The sequence below is a fragment of the Pseudoroseomonas sp. WGS1072 genome, from assembly GCF_049340465.1.
Taxonomy (GTDB): domain Bacteria; phylum Pseudomonadota; class Alphaproteobacteria; order Acetobacterales; family Acetobacteraceae; genus Pseudoroseomonas.
Map to the genome: position 1 here is coordinate 2,924,533 of NZ_JBMPSU010000001.1, position 22,374 is coordinate 2,946,906.

General features: G+C 72.5%; 18 protein-coding genes. 11 read left to right on the top strand and 7 right to left on the bottom strand.

Annotation, left to right across the window (positions count from 1 at the left end; translation table 11 throughout):
• Window positions 1–7: 7 nt before the first annotated feature.
• The 5 genes from cydX (at window position 8) to ACF3NH_RS13745 (ending at window position 3,617) form a co-directional block, all read left to right on the top strand.
• Window positions 8–139, top strand: coding sequence for a cytochrome bd-I oxidase subunit CydX (gene cydX, locus ACF3NH_RS13725; protein ID WP_198367261.1), 132 nt, complete (start codon window positions 8–10; stop codon window positions 137–139).
• On the top strand, window positions 136–1,473 hold the full coding sequence (gene hemN, locus ACF3NH_RS13730) for an oxygen-independent coproporphyrinogen III oxidase (protein WP_422923552.1): 1,338 nt from the start codon (window positions 136–138) through the stop codon (window positions 1,471–1,473). Before cydX ends, hemN begins: the two co-directional genes overlap by 4 nt.
• A gap of 149 nt (window positions 1,474–1,622) precedes the next feature.
• Complete coding sequence (locus ACF3NH_RS13735) at window positions 1,623–2,018, top strand: hypothetical protein (RefSeq protein ID WP_422923554.1); 396 nt, start codon at window positions 1,623–1,625, stop codon at window positions 2,016–2,018.
• A gap of 23 nt (window positions 2,019–2,041) precedes the next feature.
• The gene (locus ACF3NH_RS13740) at window positions 2,042–2,992 is read left to right on the top strand and encodes a 2-dehydro-3-deoxygalactonokinase (RefSeq protein WP_422923556.1); all 951 of its coding nucleotides are present in this window, start codon (window positions 2,042–2,044) and stop codon (window positions 2,990–2,992) included.
• Between the two features lie 10 nt (window positions 2,993–3,002).
• Window positions 3,003–3,617: a 2-dehydro-3-deoxy-6-phosphogalactonate aldolase gene (locus ACF3NH_RS13745; protein WP_422923558.1), complete on the top strand. Its 615-nt coding sequence runs from the start codon at window positions 3,003–3,005 to the stop codon at window positions 3,615–3,617.
• Window positions 3,618–3,659: 42 nt separating this feature from the next.
• Here ACF3NH_RS13745 and ACF3NH_RS13750 read toward each other — a convergent pair whose 3' ends face one another.
• Both ACF3NH_RS13750 and ACF3NH_RS13755 read right to left on the bottom strand, forming a co-directional pair.
• Window positions 3,660–6,848: an efflux RND transporter permease subunit gene (locus ACF3NH_RS13750; protein WP_422923560.1), complete on the bottom strand. Its 3,189-nt coding sequence runs from the start codon at window positions 6,846–6,848 to the stop codon at window positions 3,660–3,662.
• A gap of 3 nt (window positions 6,849–6,851) precedes the next feature.
• A complete protein-coding gene (locus tag ACF3NH_RS13755) occupies window positions 6,852–8,021 on the bottom strand; it encodes an efflux RND transporter periplasmic adaptor subunit (protein ID WP_422923562.1) in 1,170 nt (389 codons plus the stop codon).
• Window positions 8,022–8,098: 77 nt separating this feature from the next.
• Between ACF3NH_RS13755 and ACF3NH_RS13760 the strand changes: the two genes are divergently transcribed.
• Window positions 8,099–8,740, top strand: a complete 642-nt coding sequence (locus tag ACF3NH_RS13760; protein ID WP_422923564.1) for a TetR/AcrR family transcriptional regulator — start codon at window positions 8,099–8,101, stop codon at window positions 8,738–8,740.
• 28 nt (window positions 8,741–8,768) lie between these two features.
• On the opposite strand, the gene ACF3NH_RS13765 is transcribed toward ACF3NH_RS13760, so the two are convergent.
• Entirely contained in the window at window positions 8,769–9,542 is a 774-nt protein-coding gene (locus ACF3NH_RS13765; protein WP_422923566.1) for an SH3 domain-containing protein, read from the bottom strand.
• A gap of 924 nt (window positions 9,543–10,466) precedes the next feature.
• Between ACF3NH_RS13765 and ACF3NH_RS13770 the strand changes: the two genes are divergently transcribed.
• The 3 genes from ACF3NH_RS13770 (at window position 10,467) to ACF3NH_RS13780 (ending at window position 13,789) form a co-directional block, all read left to right on the top strand.
• Window positions 10,467–12,032 carry a glycosyl hydrolase gene (locus tag ACF3NH_RS13770; RefSeq protein ID WP_422923568.1) on the top strand — a complete coding sequence of 522 codons (1,566 nt, stop codon included), beginning with the start codon at window positions 10,467–10,469 and terminating at the stop codon, window positions 12,030–12,032.
• Between the two features lie 169 nt (window positions 12,033–12,201).
• Window positions 12,202–12,864 carry a DedA family protein gene (locus tag ACF3NH_RS13775; protein ID WP_422923570.1) on the top strand — a complete coding sequence of 221 codons (663 nt, stop codon included), beginning with the start codon at window positions 12,202–12,204 and terminating at the stop codon, window positions 12,862–12,864.
• 124 nt (window positions 12,865–12,988) lie between these two features.
• Window positions 12,989–13,789: a DUF2272 domain-containing protein gene (locus ACF3NH_RS13780; RefSeq protein ID WP_422923572.1), complete on the top strand. Its 801-nt coding sequence runs from the start codon at window positions 12,989–12,991 to the stop codon at window positions 13,787–13,789.
• Window positions 13,790–13,807: 18 nt separating this feature from the next.
• Here ACF3NH_RS13780 and eutC read toward each other — a convergent pair whose 3' ends face one another.
• Window positions 13,808–14,569 (bottom strand): ethanolamine ammonia-lyase subunit EutC, encoded by a 762-nt coding sequence (gene eutC, locus ACF3NH_RS13785; RefSeq protein WP_422923574.1) that lies wholly within the window; start codon window positions 14,567–14,569, stop codon window positions 13,808–13,810.
• Window positions 14,566–15,960, bottom strand: a complete 1,395-nt coding sequence (locus tag ACF3NH_RS13790) for an ethanolamine ammonia-lyase subunit EutB (protein WP_422923576.1) — start codon at window positions 15,958–15,960, stop codon at window positions 14,566–14,568. The genes eutC and ACF3NH_RS13790 overlap by 4 nt, the downstream gene beginning before the upstream one ends.
• Window positions 15,961–16,333: 373 nt before the next feature.
• On the opposite strand from ACF3NH_RS13790, the gene ACF3NH_RS13795 reads away from it, so the two are divergent.
• A complete protein-coding gene (locus ACF3NH_RS13795; RefSeq protein WP_198367247.1) occupies window positions 16,334–18,664 on the top strand; it encodes a mechanosensitive ion channel family protein in 2,331 nt (776 codons plus the stop codon).
• A gap of 9 nt (window positions 18,665–18,673) precedes the next feature.
• Here the strand turns inward: ACF3NH_RS13795 and ACF3NH_RS13800 are convergent, their stop codons facing one another.
• The gene (locus ACF3NH_RS13800; RefSeq protein ID WP_422923578.1) at window positions 18,674–19,918 is read right to left on the bottom strand and encodes a BaiN/RdsA family NAD(P)/FAD-dependent oxidoreductase; all 1,245 of its coding nucleotides are present in this window, start codon (window positions 19,916–19,918) and stop codon (window positions 18,674–18,676) included.
• 124 nt (window positions 19,919–20,042) lie between these two features.
• Here ACF3NH_RS13800 and purU point away from each other — a divergent pair, with 124 nt between their 5' ends.
• A complete protein-coding gene (gene purU / locus ACF3NH_RS13805; RefSeq protein WP_422923580.1) occupies window positions 20,043–20,927 on the top strand; it encodes a formyltetrahydrofolate deformylase in 885 nt (294 codons plus the stop codon).
• 27 nt (window positions 20,928–20,954) lie between these two features.
• Here purU and ACF3NH_RS13810 read toward each other — a convergent pair whose 3' ends face one another.
• A complete protein-coding gene (locus ACF3NH_RS13810; RefSeq protein WP_198367244.1) occupies window positions 20,955–22,298 on the bottom strand; it encodes an NAD(P)/FAD-dependent oxidoreductase in 1,344 nt (447 codons plus the stop codon).
• Window positions 22,299–22,374: the final 76 nt, after the last annotated feature.

A 22,374-nucleotide genomic window follows, 5' to 3' on the forward strand; every position in this document is an offset into this window, starting at 1 on the left:
GCGCGACATGTGGTATTTCTCCTGGATCCTCGGCGTCGGCTTGGCCTGCGCCTTCGCCATCCTCAACGCCATGTGGTTCGAGATGCGCGAGGACCGGCGCCAGAGCGTGCCGCTCGCCAGCGAGGACGGGGCATCATGATCGGCCAGGAGCAGATCCGCCGCCTCGCCGCGATCGCGGTGCCGCGCTACACCTCCTATCCCACGGCGGCCGACTTCGTCGCCGTGGCGCCTGAGGATCATCTCCGCTGGCTTCGCCGCCTCGACCGCGAGGACAGCGTCTCCCTCTACCTGCATGTGCCCTACTGCCGGCAGATCTGTCATTACTGCGGCTGCCACACCAAGCTCGTCCGGCGCGACGAGGTCATCACGGGCTACCGCGAGGCGCTGGAGGAGGAGATCGCGCTGGTGGCGCGGCACCTGCCCGGGCGCTTGCGGGTGGCGCGCATCGCCTGGGGCGGCGGCACGCCCTCGATCCTTGGCGGCGAGGGGCTGGGGTCCGTGCTGGCCTGCCTGCACCGCCACTTCGATCCGCTGCCGGAGATGGAACACGCCATCGAGCTGGACCCCCGCCATGTCGATGCCGACCTGGCGGCGCAGCTCGCGGCGCTCGGGGTGAACCGCGTCAGTCTCGGCGTGCAGGACCTCGACCCCGAGGTGCAGAAAGCGATCGGCCGCATCCAGCCGGAGGAGACGGTGCGCGCGGCGGTCGCGGCGCTGCGCGGCGCCGGCCTCGACCGCATCAACTTCGACCTGATCTACGGCCTTCCGCGGCAGACGACGGAGACCCTGCGGCGCAGCTGCGAGGCGGTGATCGCGCTCGATCCCGCGCGGATCGCCTGCTACGGCTACGCGCACCTGCCGGGACGCCGCGCCAACCAGAAGCTCATCGACGCCAGCATCCTGCCCGATAGCGGCCAGCGCTTCGAGCAGGCGCGGCTGATCGCCGACCTCATGGTCATGGGCGGCTACGTGCCGATCGGCATCGACCACTTCGCCCGGCCGGAGGACCCGCTGGCCGCCGCCGCCCGGGCGGGGCGGCTTCACCGCAACTTCCAGGGCTATACCGATGACGACCGGCCGATCCTGATCGGCTTCGGCGCCTCCAGCGTCTCCCGCCTGGCGGATGGCTACGCGCAGAACGTCGCTGATGTCCCCGACTATGTCCGGCGGGTGCGGGCCGGCCGGCTGGCGACGCAGCGCGGCTGCCCCCTGGATGCCGATGCGCAGCAGCGCGCGACGATCATCGAGCACCTGATGTGCAACTTCCGCGTGGATCTGGACAGCGTCGCGCCGCGCGCCGGCTTCGCCGACGAGCTGGCGCTGCTGCGCCCCTATGTCGCCGCGGGGCTGCTGACGCTGAGCGGCCGCCGCCTTGCGATGACCGCCGCCGGGCGGCCTTTCGTGCGGCTGGTGGCCTCGGTCTTCGATGCCTTCCGCCAAGGCGGCGGGGGCGGCTTCAGCCTCGCCGTGTGACCGGCATCACCCTTCTCACCCGTGCGCGGTACGTCCTATAGATCAGGAAGGGCCGGCATAGGCCGGCCTTAGCCCTCCTGGCCTGGATCGACCGACATGCCCCGCACTGTCCCTTCATCCCGGTTCCGTGAACGCCGGATGCGGGCTGAATGACGCTGCGGCGGGCTCGCCTCCTGGCCCTTATGGCACTGCTGTCCGCCTGCGCCGCGCCGGCCGCGCCGCCGGAGCCGCCGCCGTCCGCGCCCGCGTCCCGCCTGTCCCGGGTCGCCGTGGCGCCGGAGGAGATCCGGCGCTACCAGAAGGCCGTCGCGGCGCGGCTGCCCGGCACCGTCCGTTTCCGGCATCTGAGGGTGGTGGAGGACCGGGACGGGAATCGCGCCCTGTGCGGCCAGCTCGAGGCCGGCGCAGGGCGGTCCGGCTTCCAGGGCTTCCACGCCCCTCTGACCATCAGCGGCGCCGGCATCCGCGCCGAGCCAGCCCTGGCGCGCGATCACGGCCTGCTCTACGTCTTCGAGCGTTGCCAGACGGAGCCGTCCCGCCCTTGAGGCGGGCGCAGGGGAGGGGCGCCATGGCTGGAACCGAGGCCCGGGCCGGGGCGGCGTTGATCGGCCTTGACTGGGGCACGACCTCGCTGCGCGCCTGGCTGCTCGATGCCGCGGGCGGGGTGCTGGCCGCGCGCGCCGCGCCGCACGGGATCATGCAATTGCCGGAGGGCGGCTTCCCGGCGGCCTTCGCGGCGATCGCGGGCGACTGGCGGGCGGCCCATCCGGGCCTTCCCGCCCTCGCCGCCGGCATGGTGGGCAGCGCCCAGGGCTGGCGGGAAGCGCCCTACCGCGAATGCCCCGCGGGGCCGGAGGATCTGGCCGGGGCGCTGACCCGCGTGCCGCTGCCCGGGGGTGGGGCGCTGCATGTCATCCCCGGCGTCGCCCGCTTCGACGCCCTGCCGGACGTCATGCGCGGGGAGGAGACGCAGGTGGCGGGGGCGCTGGCGCTGCATCCCGAGATGGCCGCCTCCGCCCTGCTGGTCCTGCCCGGCACGCACAGCAAGTGGGTGCGGGTGGAGGACGGGCGCATCCGCTCCTTCCGCACCTTCATGACCGGCGAGCTGTTCTCGGTGCTGCGGGGCCATTCCATTCTGGGCCGCCCCGCCCAGGGCGCCGAGGCGGCGGCGCCCGAGGCCGCCGCCCGCGCCTTCGACCGCGGCGTGGCGGCGGTGCGGGAGGGGGGCGAGGGGCTGGCGCCGCGGCTCTTCTCGGCCCGTGCGCTGGTCCTGGCGGGACGCCTCGGCGCCGCCGAAAGCCTGGATTATCTCTCCGGCCTGCTGATCGGCGAGGAACTGCGCTGCGGCCTCGCCGGCGGCGCACCGCCCCGGATCACGCTGATCGGCGAGGATGCGCTCTGCGCGCGCTACCGGCGCGCGCTCGCCCTGTTCGGGTTGGCGGAGCCGTGCTGGCTGGAGGGTGCCACCATCGCCGGCCTGCTGCGCGTCGCCCGCGCCGCCGGCCTGCTGGCCCGCTGAGGAGGAAGCCATGTTCCGCAGCCATCTCGAACGCCTGCCCCTGATCGCCATCCTGCGCGGCCTGCGGCCGGAGGAGGCGGTCCCCGTCGGCGAGGCGCTGGTACGGGCGGGATTCGCCATCATCGAGGTGCCGCTGAACTCGCCCCGGCCGCTGGAGAGCATCCGCCGCCTGCAGGAGGCCTTCGGCGACCGGGCCCTGATCGGGGCCGGCACGGTGACCAGCCCCGCCGCCGTGGCCGAGGTGGCCGCGGCGGGCGGGCGGCTGATCGTCATGCCGCACAGCGATCCCGCCGTGGTGCGCGCGGCGAAGCAGGCCGGCCTGTTCTGCGCCCCCGGCGTCGCGACCCCGACCGAGGGCTTCGCCGCCCTGGCGAACGGCGCCGACGCGCTGAAGCTGTTCCCCGCCGAGGCGCTGGGCCCCGCCGTGCTCAAGGCCTGGCGCAGCGTCTTCCCGACCGGGACCGCCTTCCTGCCCGTCGGCGGCATCACGCCGGAGGGGATGGCGCCCTTCCTGGAGGCGGGCGCCGCCGGCTTCGGGCTAGGCTCGGCGCTCTACAGGCCGGGCGACGCGCCGGAGCAGGTGGCGGCGCGCGCCGCGGCCTTCGTGGCGGCGCTGCGAGGCTGAGCGCCGCCGGCCTTTTCCTCCCCCCTCCGGGAGAGAGCGGCCTCAGGCCTCCGGGGCGGCCCCGGGCGGCGCGGCATCGCGCCCGGCCTGCGCGCGTTCCGCCAGCAGGCCGCGCCCCAGCCATCCGGCGAGCCGCCGCTCCAGCCCGTCCATGTAGGAATAGGCCACCGGCACGAAGACCAGGCTCAGCAGGGTCGAGGTGAGCAGCCCGCCGATCACCACCAGCGCCATCGGCGCGCGGAACTCGTTGTCGGCGCCGATGCCGCTGGCGATATGCGCCATGCCGGCGCACATGGCGATGGTGGTCATGACGATCGGCCGTGCCCGCTTGCGCGCCGCCTCGACGATCGCCGCGTCACGCCCGAGGCCGCGCTCCCGCCGCGCCAGGACGGCGTATTCCACCAGCAGGATGGAGTTCTTGGCGACGATGCCCATCAGCATCAGCACGCCGATCACCGCCGAGACGCCGAGCGACTTCTGCGCCAGGAGCAGGGCGAGCAGCGCGCCGCCGAGGGAGAGCGGCAGGGCCGACATGATCGTCGCCGGCTGCAGGAAGCCGCCGAAGAGCAGCACCAGCACCAGATAGACCATCAGCACGCCGGCGCCGAGGGCATAGGCGAAGCCCTCGAACAGCTCGCGCATCACCTCGCTGTCGCCCACCGCCTGGCGACGCACGCCGGGCGGCAGGTCCCGCATCACCGGCAGCGCATCGACCAGCGCGTTGGCGGCGCCGAGCGGCAGGCCGCCGAGCTCCGCCTCCACCGTGACCTTGCGCACGCGGTCGAGGCGGTCGATCTGGGCCGGCCCCGCCCCGTGGCGGATCTCGGCCACGGCGCCGAGCGGCACGGTCATGCCGCCGCGCCCTTCGACCCGCAGCGCGCGCAGCCGCTCCAGCTCGCCGCGCGCCGGCTCGTCCAGCATGACGCGGATCGGGATCTGCCGCTCGGGCAGGTTGAAGCGCGCCAGGTTCTGGTCGATGTCTCCGGTCGTCGCGATGCGCGCCGTGGCGGCCAGGGCCGCGACCGAGACGCCGGCATCGGCGAGCCGCCCCTCGATCGGCAGGATCTGCAGTTCAGGCCGCGCCAGGCTGGCGGTGGAGCGCGCGCCGGAGAGCTGCGGCAGGCCGCGCATCTCGGCCTCCAGCCGCCGTGCCGTGGCGTCCAGCGCCGCCGCATCCTCGCCGACCAGCGTGACCTGCAGGCGCGAGCCGCTCTGCCCGTCGGCGCCGAAGCGGACCCGCGCGCCCGGCAGGCCCTCCAGCAGGGGGCGCATCGCGGTCTCGAACTGCTGCTGCGTCAGGCGGCGCTGCCCGGGCGGCACCAGCCCGACGGTGAGGTTGGCCTGGCGGGGGTCGCCGGCATGGGTGCTGGTGCCGATGACGCCCTCGCCGCTGCTGACGGTGCCGAGCGAGGCGAAGACCGTGCGGACCTCAGGCCGCGCCCGCAGCAGCGCGGTCGCCTCCCGCACGACCGCGTCGGTCTCGGCCAGCGTCGCGCCGGGCGGCAGCTCGATGGCGATGGAGGAGCGGCTGCGATCGGCACCGGGCACGAAGTCCTGCGGGATGAGGGGCAGCAGGGCCAGCGAGACGGCGAGGAAGCCGATGCCGGCCAGCACCGTCACCAGCCGATGCCGCAGGCACCAGAGCAGCAGCGCCATGTAGCGCCGGCCGAACGGGCCCTGGGCATCCCCTTGGGCATCCTCGGCCTGGGCCTGGCCGGAGGGCCGCTCGCTCAGGAAGTAGGCGCCGAGCAGCGGCGTGAGCAGCCGCGCCACCACCAGGGAGAAGGCGACGGCGGCGGCGACGGTGAGGCCGAACTCGCGGAAGAACTGACCCGGGATGCCGGGCATGAAGGCCACCGGCACGAAGACCGCCAGGATGGTGGCGGTGGTGGCGATGACGGCGAGGCCGATCTCGTCCGAGGCGTCGAAGGCCGCGCGCATCACGCCGCGCCCGGGATGCGCGCGCAGATGGCGGACGATGTTCTCGATCTCGACGATGGCGTCATCCACCAGCACGCCGACCACCAGCGTCAGGCCGAGCAGGGTGACGTTGTTGAGCGAGAAGCCCGCCGCCCACATCACCGCGAAGGTCGGGATCAGCGAGAGCGGCATGGCGATGGCGGCGATCCAGGTGGCGCGCCAGTCGCGCAGGAAGACCCAGACCACCAGCATGGCGAGCAGCGCGCCCACCGCCAGCGCCTCCAGCGCCGCGTGATAGCCGGCCAGGACGAACTCGACCGTGGAGGCGACGCGTGTCATGGCGACGCCGGGATGGGCGGCCTCCAGCTCCGCCACGCGCGCCGCCACCTGCTCGGCCACCGCGACCTCCGAGGAGCCGCGCGTGCGCACCACCTCGAAGGCGATCACCGGCCGGCCGTCGAGGCGGGCGGCCGTGCGCACCTCGGCGGTGCCGTCACTGACCACCGCCAGCTCCTCCAGCCGGGCGGCGCGGCCGTTCGGCAGCACGATGCTGCGCGCCCGCAGGGCCTCGACGCTCTGCGCCGCGCCGAGCGTGCGGATCGTCTGCTCCTCGCCGCCCAGCGTGCCGCGCCCGCCGGGCAGGTCGAGGTTGAGCGCGCGCAGCTGCTCGTTCACCTGCGCCGCCGTGATGCCGAGCGCCAGCATGCGGTCCGGCCGCAGCGCGACGCGGATCTCGCGCTCGACGCCGCCGACGCGGTTGATCTCGGCCACGCCGCGCACCGAGAGCAGCGACTTCGCGACGACGTCCTCGACGAACCAGCTCAGCGCCGCCGGCGACATCTGCGGCGCGGCGACCGTGTAGGTCAGGATGGCGCCGCCGGTCGCTTCCAGGCGCGAGATGACGGGATCGCGGATCTCCGCCGGCAGGTCGGCGCGGATGCGGGCGATGCGGTCGCGCACATCGTTGGTGGCGCGGTCGATGTTCTTGCCAAGGGCGAATTCCACGGCGGTCGTGGAGGCGCCGTCGACGACGGTGGAGATGATGTGCCGCACATCGCCGAGGCCGGCGATGGCGTCCTCCACCCGGCGCGTCACCTGGGTCTCCAGCTCGCTGGGCGCCGCGCCCGGCTGCGCGACGGTGACGATCACCACCGGCAGGTCGAGATCGGGCGTGTTGTTGATCCGCAGCAGCGGATAGCTGGCGAGCCCGGCGATGGTGAGCAGCAGGAAGAGAACGGCCGTGGCCACCGGATTGCGGATCGCCCAGGCCGAGATGTTGCGGTGGCCGGGGTCCTGCGGGGAGCGGGGCATGGCTCAGTCCGCCCCGGCGCTGCGCACGCGGTCGCCATCGGCGAGGAAGCCGGCGCCGCGCACGACGACGCGCTCGCCCGCGGCCAGGCCGCTTTCCACGGCGATCCATCCCCCGTCCCGCGGGCCGGTGGCGAGGCGGCGCAGCCGGACCTGCTCGCCTTCCAGCACGAAGGCGACCGGCCCGCCATCGCGGAACACCACGGCCTCGTGCGGCACCGCCGGCCAGTCCCGCGCCCCCGCCCCAATCTCGGCGCGGGCGAACATGCCCGGCCGCAGCCCCGCATCCGGGCCCAGGGCGACATGCACGGTGCCGAGCCGGCTCTCCGGCGCGACGCCGGGCGCCACGGCCCGGACCCTGCCCTCGACGAGGCGCTCGCCATGGCGGATACGGACGGCCTGGCCGGGACGGACCTGCGAGAGATCCAGCTCCGGCACCCGCGCGTCCAGCTCCAGCCGGCCCTCGCGCAGCAGGCGGAACATCTCCTGGCCGGCGGTGAGCACGGTGCCCGGCAGCACGGCGCGGCGCAGGACGATGCCATCGGCCGGGGCGAGGAGGCGTGCCTGCGCCAGCCGCGCCGCCAGCTCCTCCCGGCTCGCCCGGGCGGCGGCGAGGCGGGCCTCGGCCTGGCGGGCGGCCGCCCGGCGCTGGTCCAGCACCTGGCGCGGCGTGTTCTGGCTGCGCGCCAGCTCCTCGGCACGGCGCAGGTCGGTCCGCGCGATGTCGAGCGCCGCCTCGGCCTCGGCGACGCCGGCCTCGGCCTGACCGAGCTGGGCAGCCGGCAGCCGGTCGTCCATGCGTGCCAGCACCTGGCCGGCGCGGACCGCGTCGCCTTCCTCCACCAGCACGGCCTCGACCCGGAGGCCGCCGGCCTCCGCCCCCAGCACCAGCTCCTGCCAGGGGACGACGGAGCCATCGCCGACGACCAGGCGCTCCATCGGGCGGAGGACCACCGGGGCCGTCGCCACGGTCAGCACGGGGGGCGGCGCGGCGGTGAGCGGGGGCGAGGCAAGGGGAGGAACAGGGGGAGGGCCGGCGGCGGGCCGCAGCAGGTACCAGCCCGCCGCGGCGGCGGCGAGCAGCAGGAGCAGCCCGGGCAGCCACCTGCGGCGCCATCGCGCGGGGGCCGGCGGGCCGGCACGGCGCGCCGTGGCGGCGGGAGAAGTTTCGAGCATGCTCAACCTGCGAGAGGGTCCGCGGGCCGCATCATCCCGGCTATTGACCGATTGGTCAATAGTGCTATCAGCGCATCATGCCCCCGCCTGCCGAGCGCCCCGCCCGCAGCCGCCTGCCCGTCGAGGAACGGCAGGCCCAGATCCTCACCGCGGCCGTGGAGGAATTCGCCGAGCGCGGCTATGCCGGCGCGCGGATGGCGGCGGTGGCGCGCCGCGCCGCGGTGACCAAGGGCCTGCTCTACCACTACCATCCCGGCGGAAAGGCGGACCTCTTCCGGGCCGCCATCGGCTCCTGCGCCCGCTCCACCCTCGAGGAGTTGGCACGGCTGCGCCTGACCTTCTTCGGCTCGCGCCGCGCGCAGCTCGTCGAGATGTTTCGCTTCGCCTACGAGGACAGGCTGCGCGACGACCGGCGCGACCGCATCCTGCTGAAGCTGATGGTGGGCGAATCCGGCGCCTTTCCCGAGCTCGCGGCCTCCTACCGCGCCGAGATCCTCGATCCCGCCATCAGCCTGCTTCAGGCGGTGTTGCGGGAAGGCGAGGCGGCGGGCGAGTTCCGCGCCGGCGTGGCGACGGATTCCGGCCTGGCGCATGTGCTGCTGGCGCCGCTGTTCCTGGGGGGGATCTGGGACATGATCCTCGGCCGCCCCGCCGAGGCCGAGGTCAGGGCGCAGCGCGAGTCGCATATCGCGGCGGTGCTGCGGCTCCTGGAGCCCTGAGCCCGCCGGAAGGGCCGCCGCACCGGCTTTACTGAACCTGCAGCATGCTGCCGTGGACCCAGCCCTCGGGCTGCCCCGTGCCGACCTGGTACCATCCGCCCGGCGCGCGTCCGAAAATTGTCAGGCCGGTGCCGCGCGGCACCACGCGCAGCACCTCGCCCCCGCCCAGGGGGCTGGCGCGGAGATTGGCGTTCTGCCGCGCCAAGGCGCTGCCCTCCGCCGGGGTGGCCGCGGCAGGGCCGGGCGCGGGAGGGGCGGATGCCGACGGGGGCGTCGATTGGGGCGCCGGCGGGGTGGGCGGGGCGGGGGTGTGGCTCGGAAAGCTTCCGGGCACGGGGGGCAGGGGCTGCGCGCCGGGACGGCCGCCCGGCGACGGGCCACCGTTCTCGCGGCAGCGATCGAGCATCTCGATATAGGTCCGGGTGGCTTCCACCGTGCTGGCGGCCAGGAACTGCTCGATCTGAGGCGTCGCGCCCGCTTCGGCCGCCGGCGTGACGACCGAGACGAAAGGAATGAAGGCCTCCTCGGTGGCGCCGGTCAGGTTCATCTGGCCACAGACGGCGACCGCGCCGGAGCTGGCCTGCGGATAGACCTGCACGGCGCGGAAGCTGGCCCCGGGCCCCTTAGCCCGGGCGCGCAGCCGCTCCTCAGACAGCGCGCGGGCCTCGGAGGCGAAGCCCTGCTGCTGGGTCGGCTTGGGATCGTCGCAGGCGGCGAGAAGGACGAACGGGAGCAGAAGGGCGCCTGCCCGCAGGGCCCGTCGCAGCGCCGCCTGCCGCGGCCTCGAGAATGGGTGCCGCATGGGAAGACCTCTCCTTGTCACCGATCAGCACCATTCCGCGCTCAAGGTTTCTGGCGGGGCGCCCGGAGCCTGATGAAGTTCTTCTAACGCCGCCAGTGAGGTAGCGGAACACCACAGCGACCTTGGCCACGCCATCGCGCCACGGTCGTCGGGACATGATGGCGGCGAGCGGGGATTCACAACCTGCGCCACGTGGTCGTGACGGGAACGATGAGCAGCAAACGAAGAAATTGAAGTCTGCACCAGCATTCTTCGGCAGGCGGCGAAGGGCCTCCTGCAACGCGAGAGTTGCGTCTCGCGAAATCCCGCGATGGCGGCAGCATCTTCTGCGCTTTCATATCGCAACCTGGGTCTCGACAAATTTCAGGTTGCAATACGTTACGAGGGTGCTTACACAAACATTCGAAGATCGCTCAATCGTGAGTGAACTCTGTCACAGGGAGCACGGCAAAGGCCAGAAGGGCCGGCATATTTTCTCGAGCTGCTGCTGAGGAGAAGATCGCGCCGCACCGGCGGGCGGTCGTCATCCGGATCAGTCCTGGCGGAAGGCATTCTGCGGAAGAGACATTCAGATCCCCCTCGTAGCCGCATGCCAAATCAATAGTTACTATATCGTAACTAAATGCCTGGTGAAGGCCATCCCTCGTGGGAGGGTGACGCCAAGCATGCCGTGAGCGCAGAGGACACTGCCGCGCCATCGCGCGCCCAGCCCTGGCGCACACCTTCGGTTCAGGCCATGGCCTGGCGAGAGGCGCGACGCTCCCGATACGCCGGGACGCATCGGCCCGTGCCTGGCCGTGACCGAGCGGCGCGGGGCTGTTCCGGCCCGGCGTCATCCCTCTGGACACTCCGCGCGACGACCGGCCTTCCCGTGAACGCAGGGAAGCTTCCGGGATCGGACCGCTCAGCCCAAAGGATGCCCCCATGGCACTTCTCGGCGTGTATGTCGGCAATGACAGAAACCAGGTCTCCAACTTCGAGAAATGGCTGGGACACGAGGTGGACGGCATCCATGCCGTCGTCGGCTTCGCCAACTGGAACGACTTCGTCAGCAGCGCCAGGTGGATGGTCAACGACCTCTGGAAGCCGACGGGGCGCGACCTCTTCTGGTCGGTGCCGCTGATCACGCGGGACGCCAACCTCTATTCCGCCGCGAATGGCGACTACAACCAGTACTACCGCACGGTGGCGCAGACGCTGGTGAACGGCACGCCCGGTAGCGACGACATCTATGTCCGCACCGGCTGGGAATTCAACGGAAACTGGTTCTACTGGAATGCCATCGGCAAGGAGCAGGCCTTCATCGGCGCCTTCCGCGAGTTCGTCGAGGCCTTCCGCTCGGTCTCCGACCGCTTCAAGTTCGAGTGGAACGTCAATGAGGCGTCCGGCGGGATCGACCCGGCCAAAGCCTATCCGGGTGACGACTATGTCGACATCATCGGCATGGATTTCTACTGGAAGCCCGAATACACCGGCAACGATCCGGTCAAGGCCTTCGAGACGGTGCGCGACCTGAAGTACGGGCTGAAATGGCTCGAGAACTTCGCCGACGCGCATGGCAAGCCCACCGCCTATTCGGAATGGGGCGTCAAGACCGACACCGCCGCGCCCTACATCAAGCTGGTGCAGGACTGGTTCGAGAGCCACGACGTCGTCTACCAGACCTACTGGGATTCCAACGACGCCTTCCCGGGCAAGATCTCCGACGGCACCGAGCCCCGGACCGGCGCCGCCTACAAGGCCGCCTTCGGCGGCGGCGGCTCGGGCGCGCCGGAGGTCGGCGGATCGACCGGCGGTTCCTCGGGCAATGGTTCCTCGGGCAATGGTTCCTCTGGCGGGAATTCCGGCGGATCGCCGGTGGTAACGCCGCCGACCACGCCGTCGCAGCCCGCCGTGACCAGCGCGGAGGCCTCCGATGCGCCCAGCAAGGTGGTCTGGGGCAATCATGCCGGGGTCAGCCTCTGGGGCAGCGACGCCAACGAGCAGTTCTCGGCCCGCAGCAACGCCACCATGTATGGCGGCAAGGGCGATGACACCTTCATCGTCAACACAGCCAGCGACCGCGTCGTCGAGTATGCCGGGCAGGGCACCGATACGGTGAAGACCTGGCTGCACAGCTACACCCTGCCGGACCAGGTGGAGAACCTCACCTTCACCGGCTACGGCAACTCCAAGGGCTATGGCAACGGCCTGGCCAATATCATCATCGGCAACGACGGCAGCAACGTCCTGGACGGGCGTGGCGGCAACGATGTGCTCACCGGCGGGCGGGGGGCGGATATCTTCGTCATCGCCAAGGGCGCCGGCCACGACACCATCACGGATTTCGCGCGCGGCACCGACAAGCTGCAGCTCAGCGGCTTCTCCGGCGACGCCAAGCTGTCCTTCTCCGGCGGGGTGGCGACGATCTCCGATGGCAACGGATGGGAATCCCATGTCACGCTGAAGGGCGTCACCGGCCTGTCCGCTTCGGACTACTTCTTCGGCTGAGCCACGACCTCGCGGTCCGGCGCTTCCATGGGGCGCCGGCCGCAGCCCTGGACTTGGCTGATTTTCCGCCACGCGGCGCGATTTTTTTTACTGTCGGTCGCCGATACCTATTCCCTTTCAGGCTCGTTCTCCCTCATCGTCTCTCATTGCCGTGACTGGGGAGGACTGCGTGGCAGAGTTCTGGGCCGATTGGGGCTTGCTGGCCTATCTGGCCGCGGCGGCATGGGCGTTTTTCGAGGGCGAGACCTTCGTCCTGCTCGCCGCCGCCGCCGGTCAGGCGACCGGACTGATCAACCCCTGGTTCCTCATGATCTCGGTCTGGATCGGCTCCTTCCTGGGCGATCAGCTCTGGTTCACCCTGGGTCAACGCTATGGCGTGCGGGCCCTGCGCAAGCTGCCCGCGGCGGAGCGCAAGGTCGCCAAGGCCCTGCGCTTCCTGGAACGCTACGGCACGCTGTTCGTCCTGACCTTCCGCTTCGTCTATGGCGTTCGCAACGTGGCCTCGGCCGCCTGTGGCATCGCCGGCATGAAGCACAGCCGATTCGCCATCCTGAACTTCATCGCCGCCGGCCTCTGGGCCGGCTCCTTCGTCGCCGCCGGCTGGTATGCCGTGGCCTGGCTGGGCGAGGAGTACACCAGCTACGCGCTGATGGGCATCGGTGCCCTCGTCGTCTGCTTCCTGGCCTACAAGGTCGTCCGCCTGTGGCGTCGCCCGTCGGCGCCTGTCCAGGCCCCCGAGCTGCCGCCGGTCGCGCGGGCGCAGGAGTTCAGCAGGCCGCCGTCCGAGAAGGGCGTGACCAAGGGTGCGACCCTGAAGCGCGTCGCCATCTGACCGGCGCCTGCCCGGCTGACGCTTGCATATCCTGACGTGACCTTGGACGCTTCACGGCGTTTCCTGCCCGCAACCGCGTTCGGGAACGACAGGAATGCCTCAAGGCCGCCGGTGCGTAACCGGCTTGATCGCCCTTCTCCTCCTGGCCTGCGCCGCCTGCTCGGCTCCCGTTCGCCCGCTCCCGGAGCCGGAGGCGACGGAAGCCCTGTCACCCTGGCGAGGGCGCCTCGTCCGGGCTGCCCTCACCGAATGGCGGGCCTGGGGCGAGCTCGTCGTGGATGGCTGGCCGGAGGCGCTGCCGCGGCCGGCCGATCCCGACAACTACACGCGCATCCTCGATTACTGGTCGTCCACGCCCGAGGGGCCGGCGGTCGCCAGCCGGCTGCGTAATACGCATGATTCGATGATGCTGGCGCTGCTGGAGGCGACGCCGCCGGGCGCCCCGCCGCCGCAGCCCTCCATCTCCCTCTGGGCCTATCCCGCCTGGTCGGCGGCCTTCGTCAGCGCGGTTTTGCAGCGAGCCGGCGTGCCGCCCTCGGTCTTCCCGGCGGCCGCGGCCCATGCCTGGTACATCGACCGGCTGCTGTCGGAGGCCGCCTGGAACCCCTCCGGGGCGGCCTTCCTGCCGCACGACCCGGCCGGCTACGCTCCCGCGCCCGGCGATCTCCTCTGCGCCGACCGGTCGCGCCTGCCGCTGCTGCACTGGCAGGACCGGCTGGCCGAGGCCGGGCAGTTCCGCCCCCTGCATTGCGACATCGTGGTGGCCGCCGGCGGCGGGCTGGTGCAGGCGGTCGGCGGCAATGTGCTGGATGCCACGGTGCTGCGGCGCTTCCCGGCCGATTCGCGGGGCCATGTCCTGCCACCGCCTTTCGACAAGCCTCCCTTCTTCCTGGTCTTCGAGAACCGGCTCGACCGGATGCCCTGATTCAGTCGGGCAGGGGATTCAGCCGGGCGGAGACAGCGTGGCGGAGACGTCGGGCAGGGCGGGCTGCATGTCCTCCTTCAACGCCACGCCGGTCAGGCCCAGCGTCAGCGCCTGCCGCGCCAGCCAGGCGATCCTGTCGGCGGCGCCGGCGTGGCTCAGCCCGCCGGCGCCGTGGATGTTCGAGACACAGTTCCGCTCCGAATCGGCCCGTCCCGGACGGGGGCCGAAGGTGAGATAGGCGCCAAGGCTGTCGGCCACGCTGAGGCCGGGACGCTCGCCGATCAGCATAACGGCGAGCCGCGCCCCGAGCCGGGCGCCGATCTCGTCGCCCAGCGCCACCCGCGCCTGCAGGGCGATCACCGGCGGCGCCAGGCGCAGGCCGTGCAGGCGCCGCCGCGCCGCCTGGAGGACCGGCGCGGCATGCCGCTGCACCGCCGTGGCGGAAAGCCCGTCCCCGATGATGAAGGCGATGTCCCACTCGCCCCGGGGAATGGCCGCGGCGCTCTCCGCCGCCAGCCTGCGGCCGAGATCCGGCCGGCGCAGATAGGTGCCGCGGTCCGGCGCGGCGCTGTGCAGGAGGAGGGGCACGCCGGGCCCGGGGTCGTCGGACAGGGCCTCGGACAGGGCGCCAGGGTCGAGGGCCGCGTGCACGGCGTCGCGCGCCTGGGCGTGGGCCATCTGGAAGGCCAGGACGTCGCGGATGGTCACCGCCTCGCCACTGCGGCCGAGGCCGATCCGGGCGCGGGTGGCGCGGCGCAGGCGCTCCCACCCGTCGCTCACGCGCCAGCCTCGGCGGCCAGGCGAGCCAGGGGGGCGGTGTCGGGCGCCAGGGCGCGCAGCCGGCCTTCGGGCGTCAGCATGCCCATCCGTTCCAGCCAGGCCTCGAATTCCGGGGCGGGGCGGAGGCCGAGCAGATCGCGCAGCGCCAGCACGTCATGGAAGGCGAGGCTCTGGTAGTTCAGCATGATGTCGTCGGCGCCGGGCACGGCGATGAGGAAGTTCACGCCGGCCACGCCGAGCAGCGTCATCAGCTGGTCCATGTCGTCCTGGTCGGCCTCGGCGTGGTTGGTGTAGCAGGCGTCCACCCCCATCGGCAGGCCGAGCAGCTTGCCGCAGAAGTGGTCCTCGAGCCCGGCGCGGATGATCTGCTTGCCGTCATAGAGATATTCCGGGCCGATGAAGCCGACCACGGTGTTGACGAGCAGGGGGCGGAACTCCCGCGCCACGGCATAGGCGCGCGCCTCCGCGGTCTGCTGGTCGAGGCCGTGATGCGCTCCGGCCGAAAGGGCGGCGCCCTGGCCGGTCTCGAAATACATGACGTTGTCGCCCAGCGTGCCGCGCCCCAGCGCCAGCGCCGCCTCATGCGCCTCCCGCAGCACGGCGAGATTGACGCCGAAGCCGGCATTCGCCGCCTCGGTCCCGGCGACCGACTGAAAGACCAGATCCACCGGCGCGCCCCGCCGCATGATCTCGATGGCGCTGGTCACATGGGTCAGCACGCAGCTCTGGGTCGGGATCGCGTGGCGCTGGCGCAGTTCATCGAGCATGTCCAGCAGGCGCATGCAGTTGGGCAGGTTGTCGGTGGCCGGGTTGATGCCGATCACCGCGTCGCCGCTGCCGAGCAGCAGCCCGTCCAGCACGGCCGCCGCGATGCCGCGCGGGTCGTCGGTCGGGTGGTTCGGCTGCAGCCGGCTGGCCAGCCGTCCGGGCAGGCCGAGGGTGGTGCGGAAGGCGCTGACCACGCGGCATTTCCGCGCCACCGCCATCAGATCCTGGTTGCGCATCAGCTTGCTGGCGGCGGCCACCATCTCGGGCGTCAGCCCCGGCGCCAGGGCGGCCAGGGCGGCGCCATCGGCAGCGTGCGAGAGCAGCCAGTCGCGGAAGCCGCCGACCGTCATGGCGCGGACCGGGGCGAAGGCCGCGGCATCGTGCCGGTCGAGGATCAGCCGGGTCACCTCATCGGCCTCGTAAGGCACCAGGGCCTCGTTGAGGAAGACGGCGAGCGGGAGGTCGGCCAGCGCCATGCGGGCTGCGACGCGGCGGGCATCGCTGTCCGCCGCTAGCCCGGCCAGCTCGTCCCCGGAGCGGCGCGGCGAGGCGGCGGCAAGCAGGGCCCTGAGATCCTCGAAGCGGTGGCGCTCGCCACCGGCCAGGCTGGTGCGGCTGGTCATGCCGGCAGCCTGCCACGACCGACGCGCGCGGTCAGTTCCTTTGGCGGCCTCCGGACGGGGTTTCCAGCTCCGGCGGGGTGAGGGGATCCGGCGGCGGCTGCGGTTCGGCCGAGGCTGTCGCCTGGCCGAGGAACGGGGTTCCCCCTGATGCCGCGCATCGGCACGCCTTCTGATGGCGCGCCCTGATGGCGTATCGGGGCGGCCGGGCTCCCGCTTGCCATCCTCCGGCACTTCCCCGACATTCCGCCCACCGGCGGGCGGCTCGTCCGCCGGGTGAGTGGCCCGCCGCCCCGGCGGGCAACCCGGATGCCGGATCGGGCGTCCTTATCCTTCCGGCTGCCACTGGCCGCCGCTCTTCGCCGAAGGACCGACAGTGCCTCGCATCATCCGCCTCTCCCTTCTGCTGGCCCTTCTGCTGGCCCTGCTTCCGCCGACGCTGCTTCCACCGGCCGCCCTGGCTCAGGGCGCGGCGCCGGCTGCCCCGCAAAGCCCGGCGGAGACGCCGGCGGACCCAGTGGCGGACCCGGTGGCGGACCCGGTGGCGGCGCTGGACGGCATCCTGGCCACGCTGCGCAGCGATCAGGAGCGCGCCGCCTTCGTCCGCCAGCTCGAGGAGCTGCGGACCAGCCTGGCCGCCCGTTCGGCCGCGCCGTCGGCGGGCGACGCGCCGGGGGCAGCGCCGGGGGGCGAGCCCGCCGCTCCCGCCGCCGAAGCAGGTTCGCCGCCGCCGGATTCGGGCCTGCTCGGCGCCGTGGCGGTGGGGCTGAACAATGTCGGGGACACGGTGCGGGACCAGCTGAACAGCGGCAGCCTGATCTTCCGGCTGAACGCCGCCGGCAGCCAGATCCGCAGCCGCTTCCAGGATGCCTGGGAGGACGGCGACCTCTGGGCCTTCCTGGCCTGGGCGGGGCTCGGCTGGGGTGTCGCCGCCGCTCTTCTCTACGGCATCTCCGCCTTGCCCTGGCTGCGTCCCCGCCCGGATGCCGAACGCTTCCGCGCCTCCGGCCGCGCGGCGCTCTGGCGCACGGCCGGGCTGGAGGCGGCGCGGCGGCTGCTGCCCCTGCTGCCGGCGACACTGCTGATCTTCGCCTGGCCAGTGCTCTGGCCGCGCGGCTGGGAGGAGACGCGCCTGTTCCTCACCATCGCCATGCCCTTCCTGGTGGGCGCGCTGACGTGGCGCCTGGGCTTCCCGCTGCTCTACCTGCTGGGCCCGATCCGGGGCTGGAGCACGGTGCGCTATGCCCGCCGCCGCATCCTGCCCTGGCTGGTGGCGCTGTCCGCCCTGGCGGTGGCGAGCACCTCGCTCCAGGAGGCGGAGCTGCGCTGGATCATCGGGCCGGATGTGGCCATGCTGGCGGGCGGAGCGGTGGATCTGGCGCTGGCCGTCGTGGCCTTCCTCTTCATCCTGCGCCGGCGTGGTGGCGTGCGCCGCCTGCTGGCGGGACGGCATACCGGGTCGGAGGAGCCACGCAGCGCGTTGCGCTCCGTCGGCGGGCAACTGGCCAGCAACTGGCACCTGCTCGGCTTCGCCCTGATCCTCGGCCATGTGTTCTCCCGTTTCCTCGGCCTCGGCCATGGCTTCTTCCTGGGGCGCGCCCTCCTGACCATCGGGGTGATCGTGCTGATCCTGGTGGTCACCTTCACCATGAACGGGTTGCTGAAGCGGTTCCTGGAAGGGCGCCAGCAGGCGAGCGGCAGCCTGGCGCGGCAGCTGCAGTGGCGCTACCTGGGCCTGATCCGCCAGGCGCTGCGCTTCGTCGCCGCCATCGCCATCCTGGTGTTCTGCCTGCGGCTGTGGGACTTCGACATCGTCGCCTGGGCCAGCGCCGGCATCGGCCTGGCCATCCTGCGGCCCATCGCCTCCATCCTGGTCGCCGTCGCCATCGGCTGGGTCGTCTGGGTGGCGGTGGACACGGCGGTGGAGCACGCGCTGGCGCCCAAGGAGGGCAGCCGCGGCTGGGATCACAGCACGCGGGCCCGCACCCTGTTGCCGATGATGCGCAACTTCGCCTTCGTCGTGCTCTGCGTGCTGACCGTGATCGCGGTGATGAGCAATCTCGGCATCAATGTCGCGCCGCTGCTGGCCGGTGCCGGCGTCATCGGCCTCGCCATCTCCTTCGGCTCGCAACAGCTGGTGCAGGACGTGATCACGGGCCTGTTCATGCTGATCGAGGACACCATCGCCATCGGCGACACCATCGATACCGGCGACCGCGCCGGCACGGTGGAGAGCGTCACCATCCGCACCGTCCGCATCCGCGATGGCGACGGCGCCCTGCACACCATTCCCTTCAGCCAGATCAAGGCGCTGAAGAACCGCTCGCGCGGCTTCGGCGTCTACACGGTGAAGGTGGTGGTCGGCTACGATTCCGACCTGAACAAGGTGATGGAGATCATGAACGAGGTCGGCGAGGAGATGCGGCAGGATCCCGACTTCCGCGACAACATGATGACCGGCCTGCAGATCTGGGGCGTCGATCAGTTCACGCCCGAGGGCGTCACCATCATGGGCGGGCTGCGGACGCGGGCGCTGCAGCAATGGGGTGTCGGCCGTGCCTTCAACCTGCGGCTCAAGCAGCGCTTCGACGAGGCGGGCATCGCGCTCACCCCGCCGCGCCCGACCGTGATGCTGCCGGCGCGTGGCCTCTGGCCCGAGCCGGAGGTGGGGAACGAGGCGGGGGAGGGCGCCCACCAGCCGGGGTGAGCGATCGCCTCAGTCGATCACGCGCGGGCCGCCGGGCGGGGGCGCGGTGTCGCGCAGCCAGGAGACCGCCCCCTCCGCCGCAGCCCGGCCGGTGGAGAAGCAGGCCTGGAGCAGGTAGCCGCCCGTCGGCGCCTCCCAGTCCAGCATCTCGCCGGCGGCGAACACGCCGGGATGGCGCCGCAGCATGAAGCGTTCGTCGAGGGCCTCGAGGGGCAGGCCGCCGGCCGTCGAGATCGCCCGCTCCAGCCCCTGCGGCGCGACCAGGCGCAGGGGCAGGGCCTTGACCAGCTCCGGCAGCCGCTCCGCGGGCATGCCGCCGCGCAGGGCCTCCTGCACCAGGCCGATGGCCACCGGCGGCAGGGCCAGGCTCTTGCGCAGGAAGGTGGAGAGCGACTGGGCGCGCCGCGGCTGCGACAGCCTGCGTCCCACCTCCGCGGCCGGGAGGTCGGGGCGGAGGTCGAGACAGGGCATCGCCACCCCCCGTTCGGCGATCGCCTCGCGCAGGGCGGCGGAGAGGGCGTAGACGGCACCCCCCTCGATCCCCTCCCGCGTGATCATGGCCTCGCCGCGGATCGTGCGGCCCTCGAAGGCGAGGGCGATGCGCTTCAGCGGCGTGCCGGCGAAGCGCTCCGCGAAGTGGGGCGACCAGACCAGGCGGAAGCCGCAATTGGCCGGCCGCAGCGGCGCCACCCCATCGCCTGGGAAGAGGCCGGTCCAGCCCCCGTCGCTGCCCAGCCGGGGCCAGGAGGCGCCGCCCAGCGCCAGGATCGTCGCGGCCGGGCGCAGCAGGCTCTCCCCGTCCGGCCCCTCGACCCGCAGGCCGCCCTCCGGCGCGAAGCCCAGCCAGCGATGCCGGGTGCGGATCTCCACGCCCTGGGAGGCCAGGCGGGCGAGCCAGGCGCGCAGCAGCGGCGAGGCCTTCAGGGCGCGGGGAAAGACGCGGCCGGAGCTGCCGGTGAAGACCTCCTGGCCCAGCGTGGCGGACCAGGCCGCCAGCGCGGCGGGGGGAAAGGCCTCGATGGCCGGCGCCAGGCGGGCCGTGGCGGCACCATAGCGGCCGAGGAGATCGGCCAGGGGCTCCGAATGGGTCATGTTCAGGCCGCCCCGGCCGGCCATCAGGAACTTCCGCGCCACGGAGGGCATGCGCTCCAGCACCAGGACGGGCAGGCCCGCGGCGGCGACGGTCTCGGCGGCCATCAGGCCGGCCGGGCCGGCGCCGATGACAGCGATCGGGGAGGGGGGCTTGGTCTGCACGGCAGCGTTATGCCCGCAACCGCGCCATCCGCCTATCGCATGCGATAGGCCATTGGCAGGGCGGGCGGGGCGGCATAACCCCTGGCCCCGAGATGCCGCCCCCGCCGCCAGGACCGAGCCGACCATGACCCTTGCCCCAACCCAGACCAGCCTTCCCGCCGGCCATGTGCTGACCCTGGCCTGCGCCAACCGCCCCGGCATCGTCGCCGCGGTGGCGGGAGCGCTCTACGAGGCCGGCGGCGACATCCGCGAGGCGCAGCAGTTCGACGACACGGCCACCGGCCGCTTCTTCATGCGCGTCGTCTTCAACGGCATCCCGCCCGAGGGCGAGGCGGCGCTGCGCGAGACGATCGCGGGCGTGGCGGCGCGCTTCGGCATGCAGTGGACGCTGCGCGACCGCTCGGAGAAGCGCCGCGTCATGCTGCTGGTCAGCCGCTTCGACCACTGCCTGGCCGATCTGCTCTACCGCTGGCGCATCGGCGAGCTGCCGATGGAGCTGACCGGCATCATCTCCAACCACCCGCGGGAGACCTACGCGCATCTCGACCTCACCGGCGTGCCCTTCCACCACCTGCCGGTGACGCGGGCGACCAAGATGGAGCAGGAGGCGGAGATCTGGCGCCTGTTCCAGGAGACGCGCTCGGACCTGATGGTGCTGGCGCGCTACATGCAGGTGCTGTCGGACGGGCTCTCGGCCAAGCTGCCGGGGCGCTGCATCAACATCCACCATTCCTTCCTGCCCGGCTTCAAGGGTGCCCGCCCCTATCACCAGGCGCATGCGCGCGGCGTGAAGCTGATCGGGGCCACGGCGCATTTCGTCACCGCCGATCTCGATGAGGGGCCGATCATCGAGCAGGATGTCGAGCGCATCAGCCACAACGACACGGCCGAGGACCTGGTGCGGAAGGGCCGCGACATCGAGCGCCGCGTGCTCGCCCGCGCCATCACCTTCTTCCTGGAGGACCGGGTGATCCTGACCGGCAACAAGACCGTCGTCTTCAGCGGCTGAGGCGCCTGGCGGGGTGCCGGCGCCGCCTCACTCCATGCGCACGCCGGGGGCGCTGGCCTTGCGGAGCAGATCAGCCGCCCAATAGAGCAGCGAACGCCAGAAGCCGTGCAGGCCGAGCTGGTGGCGCCGGTAGAGCGAGGCGTAGCTGAACTGCGCGAACCTGCCCTCGATGAACAGGCCGCCGCCGAGCAGCCCCCGCCGGCCAAGGCTGCCGAAGGCGTTGTACCGCCCGAGCGCCACCAGCGCGCCCTTGTGCTGATAGGCGAAGGGCGTCAGGGGGCGGCCGGCGAGATGGTCGGGGAGGGCGCGGGCGAGATGCTCCGCCTGCTGCTGCGCCACCTGGGCGGTGGCGGGCAGCGGCCGCTCGGCCCCCTCGGGCTTGAGAAAGGCACAGTCGCCCATGGCGAAGACCGCGTCGTCGCGCGTTGTCTGCAAGGTCGGGCGCACCACGAGCTGGCCGCTGCGCGCGCTCTCCAGCCCGTCGAGCCCGTTCAGGAAGGCCGGCGCCTTGATCCCGGCCGCCCAGACGCGGAGCGTGGCGGGGATGCTGCGACCGTCCTTGAGGCGGATGCCGTGGTCATCCACCGCGACCACCTCGGCGCCGGTCAGCACGGTCACGCCCTGCCGCTCCAGCTCCGCCCGCGCCGCCTCGGCCACCTTTTCCGGAAGCGCGCCCAGGATGCGGGGCGCGGTCTCGATCAGCGTCAGCCGCAACTGGCGACGCAGCCCGGGGAAGCCATAGCCGCCGGCCAGGTCGAGCGCGGTGGCGATCTCGGCCGAGAGCTCGACGCCCGTCGCCCCCGCGCCGACGATGGCGATATCGAGGGTGGCGTCCGGCGGCCCGGCGATGCAGCGCAGCACGGCGGCCCGCAGCGCCTCGTTGAAGTCCTCGGCCTGCTCGCGGCTATCGATGAAGGCGCAGTGCTCGCGGACGCCGGGGATGCCGAAATCATTGGCCTGGCTGCCCACCGCGATCACCAGCGTGTCGTAGGCGAGGTCGCGCGCGCCGAGGATCTCAGCGCCGTCCCGGTCCCGGAGCGGGGCCAGGCGGACCCGCTTCGCCGCGCGGTCCAGCCCCTCCATCGCACCGGGCCAGTAGCGGAAGCCATGTCGCCGGGCATGGGCGACGAAGCCGATCTGCTCCGCCCCCGTGTCGAGCGTGCCGGCCGCCACCTCGTGCAGCAGCGGCTTCCAGATATGCGCGGTGTCACGATCCACCAGCAGGATCTCCGCCCGCCCCTCGCGGCCGAGGCGGCGGCCGAGACGCGTCGCCAGATGGATGCCGCCGGCCCCGCCGCCGACGATCAGGATCCTGTGGGGCCCCCGGCGGCCTTTCTCCTGGCCATCCCTGGGCACCGGGGTCTGGGCCATGCCTGCCATGTCTCGTCTCCCTCTGCTGACGGAAAGGGGCGCTCCCCGGCCGGGGGGCGCCCCTTCTCACGCCGTC

Excerpts from the sequence above, each read along its gene's own strand:
- cydX (WP_198367261.1), top strand. The coding sequence starts at position 8 with ATGTGGTATTTCTCCTGGATCCTCGGCGTCGGCTTGGCCTGCGCCTTC.
- hemN (WP_422923552.1), top strand. The coding sequence starts at position 136 with ATGATCGGCCAGGAGCAGATCCGCCGCCTCGCCGCGATCGCGGTGCCG.
- ACF3NH_RS13735 (WP_422923554.1), top strand. The coding sequence starts at position 1,623 with ATGACGCTGCGGCGGGCTCGCCTCCTGGCCCTTATGGCACTGCTGTCC.
- ACF3NH_RS13740 (WP_422923556.1), top strand. The coding sequence starts at position 2,042 with ATGGCTGGAACCGAGGCCCGGGCCGGGGCGGCGTTGATCGGCCTTGAC.
- ACF3NH_RS13745 (WP_422923558.1), top strand. The coding sequence starts at position 3,003 with ATGTTCCGCAGCCATCTCGAACGCCTGCCCCTGATCGCCATCCTGCGC.
- ACF3NH_RS13750 (WP_422923560.1), bottom strand. The coding sequence starts at position 6,848 with ATGCCCCGCTCCCCGCAGGACCCCGGCCACCGCAACATCTCGGCCTGG.
- ACF3NH_RS13755 (WP_422923562.1), bottom strand. The coding sequence starts at position 8,021 with ATGCTCGAAACTTCTCCCGCCGCCACGGCGCGCCGTGCCGGCCCGCCG.
- ACF3NH_RS13760 (WP_422923564.1), top strand. The coding sequence starts at position 8,099 with ATGCCCCCGCCTGCCGAGCGCCCCGCCCGCAGCCGCCTGCCCGTCGAG.
- ACF3NH_RS13765 (WP_422923566.1), bottom strand. The coding sequence starts at position 9,542 with ATGCGGCACCCATTCTCGAGGCCGCGGCAGGCGGCGCTGCGACGGGCC.
- ACF3NH_RS13770 (WP_422923568.1), top strand. The coding sequence starts at position 10,467 with ATGGCACTTCTCGGCGTGTATGTCGGCAATGACAGAAACCAGGTCTCC.
- ACF3NH_RS13790 (WP_422923576.1), bottom strand. The coding sequence starts at position 15,960 with ATGACCAGCCGCACCAGCCTGGCCGGTGGCGAGCGCCACCGCTTCGAG.
- purU (WP_422923580.1), top strand. The coding sequence starts at position 20,043 with ATGACCCTTGCCCCAACCCAGACCAGCCTTCCCGCCGGCCATGTGCTG.
- ACF3NH_RS13810 (WP_198367244.1), bottom strand. The coding sequence starts at position 22,298 with ATGGCCCAGACCCCGGTGCCCAGGGATGGCCAGGAGAAAGGCCGCCGG.